We start from the raw sequence: 15,479 nt of genomic DNA, 5'->3' as shown, positions 1-15,479 counted from the left end.
CACTGTTGCATCAGGAGCGGGACCGGCGTCCCGCACCAACCTGCCAACCCAGGCAAGGTGGTTTCCGCGTTTACGCGGAGATGTGGCGGCCCCCGGTTTTCCGGGCGGCGGCAACCAAGTGGGTCGCAGCGTATGGTCGCGTCATGCCGGGTCCGTTCCGTTTGGAGTGGACCTTCCGTGCATATTCCCGCCGCTTTCCCGCTCGATACGCCCGCCACCGTTACGCAAGAGGAAGAGGCTTCGCGAGGCCCTGTCCTGGATACGGCCCCGGGCATCGCCAGCCATCCGGGCGACACCGTGCACCTGCTGCGGGAAGAGCGCATGCCCCTTGCCGGCGTGCCGGACTGCGTCGCCCGCACCTACGCCGTCGTCCACCGTCGCCACGGCCTGTACACCCATATCTACACGGTGCTGGAAAGCCGGCAGCATGTGCGCCGGGTGACCCATTTGCGGCGGGTTCTGGACGGTGAACGGCTCGCCGCCGCCCGTGCCTGGGTGCTGGCCGGCCGCCACCTTGGACGCCTGGCTTTTTGACGCCAGGTTTGGGTCAGGTCTTCGGCATCGCCGGCTGCAGATAGCGCATCAGCACCATCATCTCGGCGGCGTAGCCGTCGACATCGGGCGGGTCGTCCATGGCGTGCAGGATCTGCGCGCGCCCTTGCATCCAGGTGGACACGATCTGCGCCTGGAAGGGGGAGAGGGAGGCCTGGAGGCCCACCACGTAGTCCAACGCCGCGCGGATGCGCGAGCCGCGATCCTGGCGGAAGGCCAGGTACAGCGGCACCAGCGTGGCGTCGCGGCAGGATTCCAGGGCGAAGTCACCCATGGCGTGGGTGGTGTTGCGGCCGGCGATGCGTCCGCCTTCCACCGGCGTCAGCATGTGGTCGGCGACGGCCCGCAGGAAGATGCCCAGCGGCGGCGGCTCGCGATGCACCGTCGGGATTTCGCGGCGCAACTCCTCATGGATGAACTGGAAGGCGCGCCGGATGATGTCGCCGCGTGAGCGGAAGTAGTAGGTGGTGGAGGAGAGGGAGACGCCCGCCCGCTGCGCCACCGCGCGATGGGTCACGGCGGCCACGCCCTGGTCGATGATGGTGGCGACGGCGGCGGCGACGATGCGCCGCTCCGTCTCTCCCACCGGCTCCCCGGCGTCATCGCCCGCACCGCCGGGACGACGCAGACGCCCATACCATAAGGCGCCGCGGCCTTCTTCCGGGTCGCACAGTTGGCGGATGTTCTCCACCACCGACAGGGCGAAGCCCGACGCGCCGCCAGCCACCAGCAAGGTGGACCGGTCGCCCACCAGATAGTGGGTCATGATGTCGGCGATATGGGTGGGCAGGCCGGCCAGCGCGAACAGGTCGCGATAACGGCCCCGGCGCTCCTCATACCACTGCGTCAGGATGGGGCGCAGGGCGGGGGTATGGCGGGCTTGATGGATCAACTCATACCACACCAGCTCGATGGTGCCCTGGCGGGACGACAGGTCCAGCGCCTGCACCACCAGCGCGTCGGCCAGGGCGTGGACGGGCAGGCCGCCATCGCCCAACGACACGCGGAACTGTGCCCACGCTTGCCGGTCACGCTCCGCCGCGGCCAGGAACACGGCCTGGGTCAGGCTGTCCTTGTCGCCCAGGTGATAGGGGACGGCGCTGGTGGACAGGCCGGCGGCGGCGGCCAGGTTGCGGACGCTCAGCGCCTTCAGCCCGCCCTGCGCCAGCAGGGTGTGCGCCTGGTCGATCAGCCGTTCCCGGGTGCCGTCCTGGGGCCGGGCCGCCGTGCGGGATGGCGGCGAACCTCCCGCCGCCGCCGGCGGGGCATCGGAAAGGGACGGGTCCAGGGGGGGGATCAGGCCGGGCTTCATGACCGCGCTTTTATCTGCCGAAGCGCACTGATAGTCCATCCCCGACACGACGGCAACGGCGCCGTGTCAGAATACGTCACAACGGTCCCGAAAGGGCGGCCCGGCCCGGGGTCACACCGGCTGGCAGTAGGCGCCGCCTAGTGATTTTCGGCCAGATACGCGGCGCTGAAGGTCTTCTTGGCTTCGGCGATGGGGCTCAGGGTCGGATAGAATTGCACGAAAGTAGTGTTCACCGCGCCGTGCTCCCGATGGCAGCTGTAGCAGCTCTGCTCCACCGGCAACTGCTCCGCCGGCGGGGGCGCCGCCTTGCCCGCGTCGAAGGAATAGAAGCCCCAGCCGTCGTCGTGGAAGCGGGCGGAATCTTTCACGTGGACCTCCAGCCCCATGACCTCCGGCGTCTGGAAATGGCCGGACTTGTTGATGGAGCCTTTGTCCGCCGCCCCGCGCACCTCCAGCACAAAGGTGGTCTTCTCCGGCCAGGTGCCCGTCTGTTTGAAGGCCAGGTAGGCCTCACGGTTCACGAAGACGTTGTCGAACATGGAATGGCCCATGCGCATGGCCGGGCCATAGGCCATGTCGATGCCGGTGGTGACATAGACCCATTCCCGGTAGTCGGCGGGGAAGGTCAGGCGGTCGTCCTTGTCGAATTGCGGAACGAAGGGGGCGGGGGGGCCGTCCGCGGCGCCGGCATCGATGGCGGGGGTGATCAGCAGGCAAAGCAGGGGCATCGCCGCCGCGAGGCGGCGGGCAGGGGAAAACCAGGCCATGGGGCCCTCCGGTGGTTCAGGGTTGGATGGGACGGCTCAGCTGCTGCCGGCCGGTGAGAAATGCGCCTGATATTGGCTGGGGGACACGCCGTAGCGTTGGCGGAAAGCCCGGCGGAACGCGTCGGCGCTGCGGAAGCCGATGGCGGCGGCCAGCGTCTCCACGCTCACGCCCGGCTGCACCAGGCGGCGGCATGCCTCGCCCAGGCGCAGGTCGGCGACATAGTCGGCTGGGGGGCGGCCCAGGGCGGCGGTGAAGCGGCGCCGGAACTGCCGGGGGCTGAGGTTCACCCGCGTCGCCAGCTCCTCCACCGACAAATCGCGGTCCAGGTTGCCCAGCATCCAGGCCGACAGGTCGGCGAAGCGGTCGGCCGCCCGGCTTTGAAACCGCAGGGGTTCGGAGAATTGCGCCTGGCCGCCCGGGCGCTTCACGAACACCACCAGTTCCCGGGCCGTCGCCAGGGCCAATGCCGGCCCATGGTCCTCCTCCACCAGCGACAGGGCCAGGTCGATGCCGGCGGTGACGCCGGCCGCGGTGTAGAAATCGCCGTCCTTCAGGAACAGGGCGTCGGCGCAAACATTCAACCGGGGGAAGCGGCGGGCCAGATCGGCGGCGTGGCGCCAGTGGGTGGTGACGCGGCGGCCGTCCATCAGGCCGCTGGCCGCCAGGCCGTAGATGCCGGTGCAGACGCTGGCCACCCGGCGGAAGCGATGGGCGTTCCCGGCAAGCCAGCCGGCCACGGCGGCATTGGTCACCGGCTCGCGCAGGCCCTTGCCGCCGGCGATGATCAGCGTGTCCAGGTCCGGCACGTCATCGGCCGCCAGGCTGTGCGCCGGGGTGAAGGTCAGCCCGGACTCGCTGGTGAAAGGCCCCGCCTTCACGCCCAGCGGCACGACGCGGTAGGGGCGCCCACTGGATCCAGTATTGGGGGCCGGCAGGCCCGCCTCGCCCCATTCCGCCAGGTCGGCGGCATTGGCGAAAACCTCGGCCGGACCGGTCACGTCCAGGGCGTTGACGTCGTCATAGCCCAGAATTCCGATGCCTGCCGGCGCGCGCGCCATTCCCCATCCCCGTCACCGCTGTCCACCCAAGGACATCTCATGGCCGGCAGTATCGGCCGGGTGGGCGCCGCGCGGAAGGACATCCATCCGACACCATCGGCCATGGCCGGTGGCACCCTGCCAAGTGGCACCATGTGGCCCCGGCCGGCGGCGGTTCCCGACGCCGTGGTCCGCGACGGTTGGCAGGCGGGGCCAGGGGGACTTACACGCTTCAGGGCACCTCGTGGCCCTGGCTGGCCTCCAGGATCTGGAACCAGTGCTGGCGCTGCATCTTCAGCTGGGCGGCCTGCATGTAGGCGCGCACGCGGTCCAGCCGCGTGGTGCCCAGCACCGGCACCGGACGCGACGGGTGGCGCATCAGCCAGGCCAGCGCCACCGTGCCCGGGTCGCCGACGCCCATTTCCGCGCCCACGGCCTCCAGCGCCGCCAGGGTGCGGCGCGCTTGATCCGTGGCGCCGGTGAACAGGCCACCGCCACCCAGCGGCGACCAGGCCATGGGCCGCATACGCAGTTCCAGCGCCTGGTCCAGGGTGCCGTCGAACAGCGGTGCCAGGCTGGTGACCGAAAATTCGATCTGGTTGGTCACCAGCGGCCGGCCGAGGCGGGACTGCAGCAGCCGCACCTGTGACGGGTTGTGGTTGGACACGCCGATGTGGCGGATCATGCCCGACCGCAATAGCCGATCCAGCGCGTCGGCGGTGTTGTCCGGGTTCATCAGGGGGTCGGGTCGGTGCAGCAGCAGCAGGTCGATATAATCCGTGCCCAGGTTGCGCAGCGACTGCTCCACCGAGGCGATGATGTGATCGCCGCAGGTGTTGTAGTGCTTCACCACATGGCCCGGGCGCTGTGGTGACAGCAGGGCGATGTCGCACTTGGTGACCAGCTGCAGGGCGGAGCGCTTGCCGCCCCATTCCTTCAGCGCTTGGCCGAACAGGGCCTCCGCCCCGTAATCGCCGTAAATGTCGGCATGATCGAAGCTGCTGATGCCCAGTTGCAGACATCCGTCCAGGAAGCGGGCAAGCTTTGCCGGGGTGCCGGTTTCTTCCCCCTCGCGTGAGCGCCAGGCGCCCCAGACCAGCGGCGACAGTCGCGGGCCTTCGGCGTGCAGGCAGCTCTGGGCGTCGGGAACGGGCGGGGTGTGGGTGGGGGTGCCAGGCATGGATCAGGATCCGGTTCTGAGATGGGAATGGAAACCGTATGAAAATCGTCTTGGGAGGGGGACGTCCTTGCCGTCCCGTCCGTCCTGCGCCGATCTTCGACCTGTCCAGGGACCGCCGTCGAGTGGAAAACGTCAAGCCCACGCCCTATACCACGCCCAGCCCCCTTACGGCGGCCACAGGCGGGGCGCCGCCAGCCAAGTGTCCCCTCAATCAAAGGCCCACTGCCATGAAGGGTAGGACCGTCCCCTTGCGGCCGCGCCGGCGGTCCTGGCACAATCCATGCATTCTTGTCAGGCCATGCGTCGTCCACACTGGCGGTGCCGGTATTGAGGAGGGATCGCGATGGGCCTGACCATACTGTTCGATGACAGCCGCCGGGTTCCCGACGACATCCTCAGCATGACCGGCGTGGGCAGTTTCGGTGGCCTGATCCACGGCCGCCGCACCTTGCTGCGCCACGTGCAGGAGGCGGCGCAGGAGGCGGGCCTGCCTCCGCCCGTGGTAGCGACCACCCGTGCCGCCCTGGATGAGGCGGCGGAGCGGGCGGGGACGGCCCCGGCGTCCACCCAATTCCTGCTGTTTCCCGCCAATCTCGCCGCCGCCGGCGCGCGCGGGCAGCTGACGCAGTTGCTGAAGACCTTGGCCCAGGCCAGCGGCAACCAGGCCTTGCCCGTGCGTACCGCCGCGGAATGGACCGGCCTGGTGTTGGTGGAACAGCGCCTGGCCGAGGGTGCCCTGAGCGCCCTGGCCCAGGGGCGCCTGCGCGAATTCGTGTCGCGGCGGCGCAAGGACTTCACGGCACCCGACCTGGCCGACACGGGCCTGATCGATTTGCGCGACCCGGCGCAGTTCGTCGGCTTCCTGGCCAACAACTTCGACGCCCGCCACTTCAACTCCATCAGCGACGGGCCGGACTATACCCTGGTGAAACGGTCGCGCGACCGCGCCAAGCTGCGGCGGGAGTTCGAGTATTACGGCTTGCTGCCGGCGCAGCAGCGCATCTTCTTCGTCCAGCCCTTCGACTTCCAGGATGACGGCGAGACCGCCAGCTATCGCATGGAACGCCTGCTGATCGCCGACATGGGCATCCAGTGGGTGCATGGCACCATGACCCCGGCGGAGTTCGGCCTGTTCCTGGACCGGGTGTTCAGCTACGTCACCCAGCGCCCGGCGCGGCGCGTCGGCCGGCCGGAGGGCAGGGCCGTCATGGACCGCCTCTACCGCGACAAGGTGGCGGAGCGGGTGGCCCTGCTGAAAAGCCTGCCGGCCTATGGCGACCTGGCGCCTCTGCTGGCCCGCGCCGTGGGCGGCATCGACGCGCTGGCCGACCGCTACCTGGCGGCCTACGAGGGTCTGCGGGACCGCTTCCCCGCCGACCGGCTGGTGGTGGGCCACGGCGACCTGTGTTTCTCCAACATCCTGTATTCCAAGGCGACGCAGCTGCTGCGCTTCATCGACCCGCGCGGCGTGGAGTCGGCGGACGAGCTGTATACCGACCCCTATTACGACCTGGCCAAGCTGTCCCACTCCATCCTGGGCGGCTACGACTTCGTCAACAGCGGGCAGTATGAGGTGGCGCTGGGCGCCGACCTGGGCCTGACACTGGCCAGCAATGCCGGGGAACGCGCCTGGGCGCAGGAGCTGTTCCGCGAGCGCCTGGCCCAGGCGGGCTTCGATCCGCTGCTGGTGCGGCTATGCGAGGCCTCGCTGTTCATCAGCATGGCGCCCTTGCACATCGACGTGCCGAAGAAGATTTTAGGCTTCGCCCTGACCGCCCGTTCCATCCTGGAAGAGATCGAGCAGGCGCGCGCCGCTTGAGTGAAGGAAGGTTCGCCGGCCCATGACCACTGCCGCCCCGCCCACGGTCATCATCACCATGGCGGGCATGGGCCAGCGCTTCCGTGACGCCGGCTATACCGTGCCCAAGTACCGGATCGAGGCGCACGGGCGCACCCTGTTCGCCTGGTCCATGCTCAGCCTGCGGTCCTTCATCGCGGCCGGATCGCCCTTCATCTTCGTGGCCCTGCGCCAGGACGGGGCGGAGGACTTCATCCGCGCCCAGGCGGCGGCCCTGGGCATCCGCGACGTGGCGCTGGTGGAGCTGGATGCCCTGACCGACGGCCAGGCCACCAGCGCCCTGGCGGCCCGGGACGCGGTTGCCCATCCGGACCGGCCCATGCTGGTCTACAACATCGACACCCATGTCGATCCAGCCCACCTGCCGGCCGACGCGGTACGCGGCGATGGCTGGGTCCCCTGCTTCCCCGGCCCCGGGGCGGCCTGGAGCTTCGCCCGCGCCGATGAGACGGGCCGCATCGCGGAACTGCGGGAGAAGGAGCGCATCTCCGACGACGCCACCGTCGGGCTCTACTGGTTCTCCTCCTTCACGCTCTACGCCCGGTCCTATGCCGCATTCTTCGCCGACCCGGCCAACATGGCGAAGGGGGAGAAATACATCGCCCCGCTCTACAACCACCTGATCCGGGCGGGCCTGCCCGTCTACCTACACCGCATGCCGTTCGAGGCGGTGGTGCCGCTGGGCACCCCGGCGGAGGTGGCGCGCTTCCTGGCGGCGGTGCCGCCGGTGCTATAGCGCGCAAAGGTGAGACGCGGGTGACAGGTGTCATTCCACCCCATTAATTTCTATGGGCAGGGATGTCGGCCGCGCCATCGCGGCCGCAGTCACAGTGGCGTCGGTCCGAGCGGCTTTCAATTCCGCCACCAGACCATCCCACCCGCCTCGTGGCTCCAGTACAAATTGATCGGGTCGCAGTCGCCGTCCTCTATGGACAGGGCCACTGTCCCCCTGCCGATCTTGCAGCCGGACAACTGGCCCTCTTCCGTGTCGCAAACCAGCTCGTTTGTGCGCAACGTGACCGGGAGGCTGCAGACGCCCTGTTGAACCCCGCCGCCAATCGCGAATTGAATGATTTGGGGTTGAAGCTGGCCTCCCTGGCGTATGGCCAGGAGAAGCAGGTGGTCGCGATACCCCAAAACCGCTTGGTCCGGAGCACCATCGCCGTTGACGTCGCCGCACACCATGGACCCCGCATCCCACCGCACATCTGGGGCAGACCGCGCCAAAACAGATAGGGTTTGCGCGGCAGCGCGCTGGGTAGGGCAGGAGGCAGCCGCCACGATACGCGGCGCGAACATAGCCAAGAGGCCAAGCGCCATCGTCACGCACCACCGGCGGCGCGGCGGCGTTCTCACGCCAGCACCCCACCCAGGATCATGTCCTGGTGCAGGCGGATCAGGTCTTCCTCGCCCATGCGGCCGCCGGGGTTGTACCAGGTGCACACGCCGGTCAGCATGGCCAGGATGGCGTAGGCGGTGACGGGCGGGTCGGTGCGCTTGAACTGGCCGGCGGCCATGCCGTCCTCCAGGATGGCGACCAGCAGGCGTTCGTAGTCGCGGCGCATGGCCAGGATGGCGGTGCGGTTCTCACCCTCCAGGCTGCGCAGCTCGGACCCGCCGATGAACACCTCGTCCGTGCGGCGGATGTGGTATGAGACGTGGAAACGGATGAAGCGCCGCAACCGGTCCAGGGGATCGGCCGCCCCCTCCAGCGCCGTGGCAACCTCGGCCGACAGGGCCACCATGTGGTCGCGGATCAGGATGAACAGCAGTTCCTGCTTGGACTGGATGTAGTTGTACATGGACCCGGGCTGGATCCCCACCTGCTGCCCCAGCTGGCGCAGGGTGATGGCCTCATAGCCATGCTCACGGATCAGCCGCAGGCCAGCCGCGCGTATCGCCACCATCGTCTTCGGGCCGCGTGAGCCCACCGTCCGCACCATGCTGAAAAATCCAATTCCTGATGTTTCCGGGGCTTAGGGCCGCCGGCGCCCGCGACTTTTCAGCTTGCCGCTGGCGGCCGTCAAGATCACGCCCCATTTGGTCCCTAAATCACCCTTGCGGCCCGCTCGAAAGAAACGTATGACCGTTTGTAAATAAGCAATCTCACATTCCCCTAGGGAGGACAAGCCCGCCATGTCGATCTCCGCCGCGTTCCCCACCATGGATTTTGGCCTTGGCGAAACCGCCGACATGCTGCGCGACGCCGTGGCGTCCTTCTCGGCGGCGGAGATCGCCCCGCGCGCGGCGGAGATCGACCGCACCGATCAGTTCCCCATGGACCTGTGGCGCAAGCTGGGCGATCTGGGCGTGCTGGGCGTGACGGCGGAGGAGGAGTACGGCGGGGCGGCCATGGGCTATGTCGAGCACATGGTGGCGATGGAGGAGATCAGCCGCGCCTCCGCCTCCGTGGGCCTCAGCTATGGCGCCCATTCCAACCTGTGCGTCAACCAGATCCGCCTGAACGGCTCCGTGGAGCAGAAGCGGCGCTACCTGCCCAAGCTGATCTCGGGCGAGCATGTCGGCGCCCTGGCCATGAGCGAACCCGGCGCCGGTTCCGACGTCGTGTCCATGAAGCTGAAGGCCGAGCGCCGGGGCGACCGCTACGTCCTGAATGGCACCAAGATGTGGATCACCAACGGCCCCGACGCCGACACCCTGGTGGTCTATGCCAAGACCGACGTGACGGCGGGCCCCAAGGGCATCACCGCCTTCCTGATCGAGAAGGGCTTCAAGGGCTTTAGCTGCGCGCAGAAGCTGGACAAGCTGGGCATGCGCGGCAGCCACACCGGCGAGCTGGTGTTCGAGGACTGCGAGGTGCCGGAAGAGAACATCCTGGGCCAGGTGGGCGGCGGCGTCCGCGTGCTGATGAGCGGCCTGGACTATGAGCGCGCCGTGCTGGCCGCCGGCCCCCTGGGGATCATGCAGGCCTGCCTGGACGTGGTCGTGCCCTACGTCCATGACCGGGAGCAGTTCGGCCAGCCCATCGGCGAGTTCCAGTTCATCCAGGGCAAGGTCGCGGACATGTACGTGGCCCTGAACTCCGCCCGCGCCTACGTCTATGCCGTGGGCCGCGCGGCCGACGCCAAGAAGATCACCCGCAAGGACGCGGCGGGCGCCATCCTGCTGGCCGCCGAAAGCGCCACCAAGTGCGCGCTGGACGCCATCCAGGTCCTGGGCGGCAACGGCTACATCAACGAATACGCCACCGGCCGCCTGCTGCGCGATGCCAAGCTGTATGAGATCGGCGCCGGCACGTCGGAGATCCGCCGCATGCTGATCGGCCGGGAACTGTTCCGCGAAAGCGCCACTTGATCGGTGGCTTCCGCGCCTGACCTATCCGCCTCTGCCTGACAACCCGTCCCTGTTAATGGGGGAGGAACACCCGCGTCATGCCCCAGCTGATTTCCCAGATCGACACCCGCGCCGCCGCCTTCGCCGACAATGTCGCGGCCATGCGCGCCCTGGTCGACGACCTGCACACCACCGTCACCGGCATTAAGCAGGGTGGGGGCGAGAAGGCGCGGGCCAAGCACCTGTCGCGCGGCAAGCTGCTGCCCCGCGACCGGGTGCGCCACCTGCTGGACCCGGGCAGCCCGTGGCTGGAGTTCTCGCAACTGGCCGCCCACGGCGTCTATGACGACGTGGTGCCGGCGGCCGGCATCCTGACCGGCATCGGCCGCGTCTCGGGCACCGAGTGCGTGGTGGTGGCCAACGACGCCACGGTCAAGGGCGGCACCTACTACCCCCTGACGGTGAAGAAGCATCTGCGGGCGCAGGAGATCGCGCGGGAGAACAACCTGCCCTGCGTCTACTTGGTGGACAGCGGCGGCGCCAACCTGCCGAACCAGGACGAGGTCTTTCCCGACCGCGACCATTTCGGCCGCATCTTCTACAACCAGGCCACCATGTCGGCGGCGGGCATCCCCCAGATCGCCGTGGTCATGGGCAGTTGCACGGCCGGCGGCGCCTATGTCCCGGCCATGGCGGACGAATCCATCATCGTCCGCAACCAGGGCACCATCTTCCTGGGCGGCCCGCCCCTGGTGAAGGCGGCCACGGGTGAGGTGGTGAGTGCCGAGGATCTGGGCGGCGCCGACGTGCACAGCCGCACCAGCGGCGTCACCGACCACCTGGCCCAGAACGACGCCCACGCCCTGGCCATCGCCCGGCGCATCGTCGGCAATTTGAACCGGGTGAAGGTGCCGGCGTTGGCCCTGCGCAAGCCGGTGGCGCCCAAGTACGCCGCCGAGGAAATCTACGGCATCATCCCCACCCACAGCCGCAAGCCCTTCGACGTGCGCGAGATCATCGCCCGCCTGGTCGACGGGTCGGAGTTCGATGAGTTCAAGCAGCTGTACGGCACCACGCTGGTCTGCGGCTTCGCCCACCTGTGGGGCTATCCCGTCGGCATCATCGCCAACAACGGCATCCTGTTCTCTGAAAGCGCGCTGAAGGGCGCGCACTTCATCGAGCTGTGCAATCAGCGTGGGATTCCCCTGATCTTCCTGCAGAACATCACCGGCTTCATGGTCGGGCAGAAGTATGAGAACGCCGGCATCGCCAAGGACGGCGCCAAGCTGGTGACGGCGGTGGCCTGCGCCCGGGTGCCCAAGTTCACCGTCATCATCGGCGGCAGCTTCGGCGCCGGCAACTACGGCATGTGCGGCCGGGGTTATTCCCCGCGCTTCCTCTACATGTGGCCCAACGCCCGCATCAGCGTCATGGGCGGGGAGCAGGCCGCCGGCGTGCTGGCCACCGTGAAGCGCGATGGCCTGGAGGCCCAGGGCAAGAGCTGGGGCGCCGAGGAGGAGGAGGCGTTCAAGGCCCCCATCCGCGCCCAGTACGAGCACCAGGGCCATCCCTATTACGCCAGCGCCCGCCTGTGGGACGACGGCATCATCGACCCCGCCGAGACGCGCATGGTGTTGGCGCTGTCCCTTTCCGCCGCCCTCAACGCGCCGGTGGAACCCACCACCTATGGCGTCTTCCGGATGTGAGATCAAGACCATGACTGATGTTCTTGCCACAGTGGATCAAGCCGGCGTCGCCACTGTCACCCTGGACCGGCCGGCCCTGCATAACGCGTTCAACGAGGGCGTGATCGCCGAGCTGACCCAGTTGTTCGACCAGCTGGGCGCCGATCCGGACGTGCGCGTCATCCTGCTGAAGGGCAATGGCCCCAGCTTTTCCGCCGGGGCGGACCTGGACTGGATGCGGCGCATGGCGGGCTATAGCCGCGACCAGAACCACGCCGACGCGCTGGGCCTGGCCACCATGCTGCGCACCCTGAACCGGGCGCCTAAGCCCACCATCGCGGTGGTCCACGGCGCGGCCTTCGGCGGCGGCGTCGGCCTGGTGGCCTGCTGTGACATCGCCGTCGCGGCCGAGGGCGCCACCTTCTGCCTGTCGGAGGTCAAGCTGGGCCTGATCCCCGCCACCATCGGCCCTTATGTCGTGGCCGCCATGGGGGAACGCGCCTGCCGCCGCTATTTCCTGACGGCCGAGCGGTTCAGCGCGGCGGATGCCCAGGCGGTGGGGCTGGTGCACCAGGTGGTGCCGGCCGACCAGCTGGACGAGGCCGTGGCCACGCTGGTCAAGCGGCTGGGCGATGGCGGCCCGCACGCCCAGATGGCCGCCAAGGCCCTGGTGTTCGACTGCGCCAACCGGCCGGTGACCGACGCGCTGATCAGCGACACGGCGGAACGCATCGCCCGCATCCGGGCCAGCGACGAGGGGCGGGAGGGTGTCGCCGCCTTCCTGGAAAAGCGCAAGGCCAGTTGGGTAAAGGGTGGGGACAAGTGATGATGATCGATACGCTGCTGATCGCCAACCGCGGTGAAATCGCCTGCCGCGTCATCCGCACGGCCCGGCGCCTGGGCATCCGCACCGTCGCCGTCTATTCCGACGCCGACGCGGGCGCCTTGCATGTGGCCATGGCGGACGAGGCGGTGCGCATCGGCGCGGCGCCGGCCCGCGACAGCTATCTGCGCATGGACGCCATCCTGGACGCGGCCGCCCGCACCGGCGCCCAGGCCATCCACCCGGGCTATGGCTTCCTGTCGGAGAACGCCGGCTTCGCCGAGGCCTGCGCCGCCGCCGGCCTGATCTTCGTCGGTCCGCCGGCCAGCGCCATCCGCGCCATGGGCGGCAAGTCCGAGGCCAAGGCCCTGATGGAAACCGCCGGCGTGCCCCTGGTGCCCGGCTACCATGGGGAGGAGCAGAACAGCGGCGTGCTGGCGGCCGAGGCAGCCCGCATCGGCTTCCCCGTGCTGATCAAGGCGTCGGCCGGCGGCGGCGGCAAGGGCATGAAGGTCGCCACCTCGGCCGAGGACTTCCACGAACAGTTGGCCTCGGCCAAGCGCGAGGCGCAGGCCGCCTTCGGCAATGACCGGGTGCTGATCGAGAAATACCTGGGCCGTCCGCGCCACGTGGAAATCCAGGTGTTCGCGGACAGCCACGGCAACTGCGTCTACCTGTTCGAGCGTGACTGTTCCATCCAGCGCCGCCACCAGAAGGTGGTGGAGGAGGCGCCGGCGCCCAACCTGCCGCTGGAGCTGCGGCAGGAGATGGGGGCGGCGGCCGTGGCGGCGGCCAAGGCCATCGGCTATGTCGGCGCCGGCACGGTGGAATTCCTGCTGGATCCGGTGGAGACGGGCGGCGACGGCCGCTTCTACTTCATGGAGATGAACACCCGCCTGCAGGTGGAACATCCGGTGACCGAGTACATCACCGGCCAGGACCTGGTGGAATGGCAGCTGCGGGTGGCGGCCGGCGGCGCCCTGCCGCTGAGCCAGGACCAGCTGGCGGTGAACGGCCACGCCATCGAGGTGCGCCTCTACGCCGAGGATCCGGACAAGGGCTTCCTGCCGCAGACCGGCACCCTGTCGCACCTGCGCTTCCCCCCGGCCGGACCGGCATCGGGCGGGCATGTGCGCGTGGATACGGGCGTGCGCCAGGGCGATGTCATCTCCATCCACTATGACCCCATGATCGCCAAGCTGATCGTGTGGGATGTGGACCGCCCTGCCGCCGTGCGGCGCCTGCGCCAGGCCCTGGCGGGGACGGAAGTGGGCGGCCTGGCCGCCAATATTCCCTTCCTGGCGTCCATCGCCGGTCATCCGGCCTTCCTGGCGGCGGACCTGGACACCCGCTTCATCGAGCGGTACCAGGCCGACCTGCTGCCCCCGCCGGCTGCGCCGGACGATGACGTGTTGGCGTTGGCCGCCCTGGGCGTGCTGCTGGAGCGCAAGGCGGAAACGGTGGCCGCCGCGGCCCGGACCAACAACCCGTGGAGCCCCTGGGCCACGGCGGACAGCTGGCGCCTGAACGACGCCGTGGCGGAAGTCCTGACCTTCGCCGATGGGCGCGAGGGCGGCGAGCCGCAGGAGGTGCGGGCCTGCCGCCGGCGCGATGGCGGCTTCGACATCACCCTGCCCAGTGGCCAGGAACTGGCGGGTAACGCCCGCTTTGAGGCCGATGACGCTCATGGGGAAGGCCGCTTGGTGGCCGAGGTCGGCGGGCGTCGTCTGACGGCCGGGTGGTCACGCCGGGGGCGGGAGCTGGACCTGTTCCGCCCCGGCCGGCACCACCGTTTGACCCTGATCGACCCGCTGGACGTGGGCGTGGTCGATGCCGGCGGCGGCGGGCGCCTGGTGGCGCCCATGCCGGGCAAGGTCATCGCCGTGCTGGTGGCGGCCGGCGACCGGGTGGAGAAGGGCCAGGGCCTGGTGGTGCTGGAGGCCATGAAGATGGAGCACACCATCAAGGCGCAAGGACCGGGCACGGTGGAAAGTGTACGTTACACCGTGGGCGACCAGGTGCCGGACGGCGCCGAACTGATCATCGTGAAGGGGGATGAGGCATGAGCGCTTCGGCCATTCGCATCGTCGAGGTCGGCCCCCGCGACGGCCTGCAGAACGAGGCGGCGCTGGTGCCCACCGACACCAAGGTCGCCCTGATCGACCGCCTGTCGGCCACCGGGCTTCCGGTGGTGGAGGCGGGCGCGTTCGTCTCGCCCAAATGGGTGCCGCAGATGGCGGACACGGCCGATGTGCTGGCCCGCATCCAGCGGCGGCCGGGCGTCGGCTATCCCGTGCTGGTGCCCAATGAGCGCGGCTTCGCCCAGGCCCTGGCGGCGGGTGTCACGGAAATCGCCGTCTTCGCCGCCGCGTCGGAGGCCTTTTCCCAGCGCAACATCAACTGTTCCATCGCCGAGAGCCTGGACCGCTTCGCCCCCGTGACCCGCCTGGCGCGGGACAACGGCATCGCCGTGCGCGGCTACGTCTCCTGTGTGCTGGGCTGCCCCTACGAGGGCGCGATCGACCCCGCCAAGGTGGCGGAGGTTTCGGCCCGCCTGGTCGACCTGGGCTGCGCCGAAATATCCCTGGGCGACACCATCGGCGTGGGCACGCCGGCCAAGGCGGCGGCCCTGGTCCGCCGCGTGGCCGAAGAGGTCCCGGTGTCCCGGCTGGCCGCGCATTTCCACGACACCTACGGCCAGGCCCTGGCCAATCTGCTGGCCTGCCTGGACGAGGGCATCCGGGTCATCGACAGCTCCGTCGCGGGCCTGGGCGGCTGCCCTTACGCCAAGGGGGCCACCGGCAACGTGGCGACGGAGGATGTGGTCTACATGCTGGAAGGGCAGGGCCTGTGCACCGGCGTGGACCTGGACGCGCTGTCGGCCATCGGCGGCTGGATCTCAGACGCCATCGGCCGCCCCAACGCCAGCCGCGCCGGCCGCGCCCTGCTGGCCAAGGCGGGCTGAGGCGC

14 protein-coding genes and 1 riboswitch are annotated in these 15,479 nt (G+C 69.1%); of the genes, 8 read left to right on the top strand and 6 right to left on the bottom strand.

The window, feature by feature from the left end; translation table 11 throughout:
• Positions 1-2: 2 nt before the first annotated feature.
• Positions 3-128, top strand: a riboswitch (SAM-I-IV-variant riboswitch).
• 49 nt (positions 129-177) lie between these two features.
• Entirely contained in the window at positions 178-534 is a 357-nt protein-coding gene (locus tag UAJ10_RS04795) for a hypothetical protein (RefSeq protein WP_322914220.1), read from the top strand.
• Between the two features lie 13 nt (positions 535-547).
• On the opposite strand, the gene UAJ10_RS04790 is transcribed toward UAJ10_RS04795, so the two are convergent.
• The 4 genes from UAJ10_RS04790 to UAJ10_RS04775 form a co-directional block, all read right to left on the bottom strand.
• On the bottom strand, positions 548-1,864 hold the full coding sequence (locus UAJ10_RS04790) for a TetR/AcrR family transcriptional regulator (RefSeq protein ID WP_322914219.1): 1,317 nt from the start codon (positions 1,862-1,864) through the stop codon (positions 548-550).
• Between the two features lie 137 nt (positions 1,865-2,001).
• On the bottom strand, positions 2,002-2,631 hold the full coding sequence (locus UAJ10_RS04785; protein WP_322914218.1) for a cytochrome P460 family protein: 630 nt from the start codon (positions 2,629-2,631) through the stop codon (positions 2,002-2,004).
• Positions 2,632-2,667: 36 nt separating this feature from the next.
• Positions 2,668-3,690, bottom strand: a complete 1,023-nt coding sequence (locus UAJ10_RS04780) for a GlxA family transcriptional regulator (protein ID WP_322914217.1) — start codon at positions 3,688-3,690, stop codon at positions 2,668-2,670.
• A 211-nt stretch (positions 3,691-3,901) separates the two neighbouring features.
• Entirely contained in the window at positions 3,902-4,849 is a 948-nt protein-coding gene (locus UAJ10_RS04775) for an aldo/keto reductase (protein WP_322914216.1), read from the bottom strand.
• 343 nt (positions 4,850-5,192) lie between these two features.
• Between UAJ10_RS04775 and UAJ10_RS04770 the strand changes: the two genes are divergently transcribed.
• Together UAJ10_RS04770 and UAJ10_RS04765 are read left to right on the top strand one after the other, a co-directional pair.
• Positions 5,193-6,668, top strand: coding sequence for a hypothetical protein (locus tag UAJ10_RS04770; RefSeq protein WP_322914215.1), 1,476 nt, complete (start codon positions 5,193-5,195; stop codon positions 6,666-6,668).
• Between the two features lie 22 nt (positions 6,669-6,690).
• Entirely contained in the window at positions 6,691-7,443 is a 753-nt protein-coding gene (locus UAJ10_RS04765) for a glycosyltransferase family 2 protein (RefSeq protein ID WP_322914214.1), read from the top strand.
• A 116-nt stretch (positions 7,444-7,559) separates the two neighbouring features.
• Here the strand turns inward: UAJ10_RS04765 and UAJ10_RS04760 are convergent, their stop codons facing one another.
• Together UAJ10_RS04760 and UAJ10_RS04755 are read right to left on the bottom strand one after the other, a co-directional pair.
• Positions 7,560-7,892 (bottom strand): hypothetical protein, encoded by a 333-nt coding sequence (locus UAJ10_RS04760; RefSeq protein ID WP_322914213.1) that lies wholly within the window; start codon positions 7,890-7,892, stop codon positions 7,560-7,562.
• Between the two features lie 167 nt (positions 7,893-8,059).
• The gene (locus UAJ10_RS04755) at positions 8,060-8,650 is read right to left on the bottom strand and encodes a TetR/AcrR family transcriptional regulator (RefSeq protein WP_322914212.1); all 591 of its coding nucleotides are present in this window, start codon (positions 8,648-8,650) and stop codon (positions 8,060-8,062) included.
• Between the two features lie 193 nt (positions 8,651-8,843).
• Here UAJ10_RS04755 and UAJ10_RS04750 point away from each other — a divergent pair, with 193 nt between their 5' ends.
• The 5 genes from UAJ10_RS04750 (at position 8,844) to UAJ10_RS04730 (ending at position 15,474) form a co-directional block, all read left to right on the top strand.
• Complete coding sequence (locus UAJ10_RS04750; protein ID WP_322914211.1) at positions 8,844-10,022, top strand: isovaleryl-CoA dehydrogenase; 1,179 nt, start codon at positions 8,844-8,846, stop codon at positions 10,020-10,022.
• A 77-nt stretch (positions 10,023-10,099) separates the two neighbouring features.
• Positions 10,100-11,707, top strand: a complete 1,608-nt coding sequence (locus UAJ10_RS04745; RefSeq protein WP_322914210.1) for a carboxyl transferase domain-containing protein — start codon at positions 10,100-10,102, stop codon at positions 11,705-11,707.
• A 10-nt stretch (positions 11,708-11,717) separates the two neighbouring features.
• Entirely contained in the window at positions 11,718-12,512 is a 795-nt protein-coding gene (locus UAJ10_RS04740) for an enoyl-CoA hydratase/isomerase family protein (protein ID WP_322914209.1), read from the top strand.
• A 2-nt stretch (positions 12,513-12,514) separates the two neighbouring features.
• Positions 12,515-14,575 (top strand): acetyl/propionyl/methylcrotonyl-CoA carboxylase subunit alpha, encoded by a 2,061-nt coding sequence (locus UAJ10_RS04735; protein ID WP_322914500.1) that lies wholly within the window; start codon positions 12,515-12,517, stop codon positions 14,573-14,575.
• Positions 14,572-15,474 (top strand): hydroxymethylglutaryl-CoA lyase, encoded by a 903-nt coding sequence (locus tag UAJ10_RS04730; protein WP_322914208.1) that lies wholly within the window; start codon positions 14,572-14,574, stop codon positions 15,472-15,474. The genes UAJ10_RS04735 and UAJ10_RS04730 overlap by 4 nt, the downstream gene beginning before the upstream one ends.
• Positions 15,475-15,479: the final 5 nt, after the last annotated feature.

It is taken from the genome of Nitrospirillum guaranorum (assembly GCF_034653275.1).
GTDB lineage: Bacteria > Pseudomonadota > Alphaproteobacteria > Azospirillales > Azospirillaceae > Nitrospirillum.
This window is presented reverse-complemented; position numbering and strand designations above follow the sequence as displayed.

What these genes read in the sequence shown, in the direction of transcription:
- UAJ10_RS04735 (WP_322914500.1), top strand. Translation starts at nt 12,515, where the DNA reads ATGATCGATACGCTGCTGATCGCCAACCGCGGTGAAATCGCCTGCCGC.
- UAJ10_RS04785 (WP_322914218.1), bottom strand. Translation starts at nt 2,631, where the DNA reads ATGGCCTGGTTTTCCCCTGCCCGCCGCCTCGCGGCGGCGATGCCCCTG.
- UAJ10_RS04755 (WP_322914212.1), bottom strand. Translation starts at nt 8,650, where the DNA reads ATGGTGCGGACGGTGGGCTCACGCGGCCCGAAGACGATGGTGGCGATA.
- UAJ10_RS04740 (WP_322914209.1), top strand. Translation starts at nt 11,718, where the DNA reads ATGACTGATGTTCTTGCCACAGTGGATCAAGCCGGCGTCGCCACTGTC.
- UAJ10_RS04780 (WP_322914217.1), bottom strand. Translation starts at nt 3,690, where the DNA reads ATGGCGCGCGCGCCGGCAGGCATCGGAATTCTGGGCTATGACGACGTC.
- UAJ10_RS04765 (WP_322914214.1), top strand. Translation starts at nt 6,691, where the DNA reads ATGACCACTGCCGCCCCGCCCACGGTCATCATCACCATGGCGGGCATG.
- UAJ10_RS04750 (WP_322914211.1), top strand. Translation starts at nt 8,844, where the DNA reads ATGTCGATCTCCGCCGCGTTCCCCACCATGGATTTTGGCCTTGGCGAA.
- UAJ10_RS04745 (WP_322914210.1), top strand. Translation starts at nt 10,100, where the DNA reads ATGCCCCAGCTGATTTCCCAGATCGACACCCGCGCCGCCGCCTTCGCC.
- UAJ10_RS04775 (WP_322914216.1), bottom strand. Translation starts at nt 4,849, where the DNA reads ATGCCTGGCACCCCCACCCACACCCCGCCCGTTCCCGACGCCCAGAGC.
- UAJ10_RS04760 (WP_322914213.1), bottom strand. Translation starts at nt 7,892, where the DNA reads ATGGTGTGCGGCGACGTCAACGGCGATGGTGCTCCGGACCAAGCGGTT.
- UAJ10_RS04730 (WP_322914208.1), top strand. Translation starts at nt 14,572, where the DNA reads ATGAGCGCTTCGGCCATTCGCATCGTCGAGGTCGGCCCCCGCGACGGC.
- UAJ10_RS04770 (WP_322914215.1), top strand. Translation starts at nt 5,193, where the DNA reads ATGGGCCTGACCATACTGTTCGATGACAGCCGCCGGGTTCCCGACGAC.
- UAJ10_RS04790 (WP_322914219.1), bottom strand. Translation starts at nt 1,864, where the DNA reads ATGAAGCCCGGCCTGATCCCCCCCCTGGACCCGTCCCTTTCCGATGCC.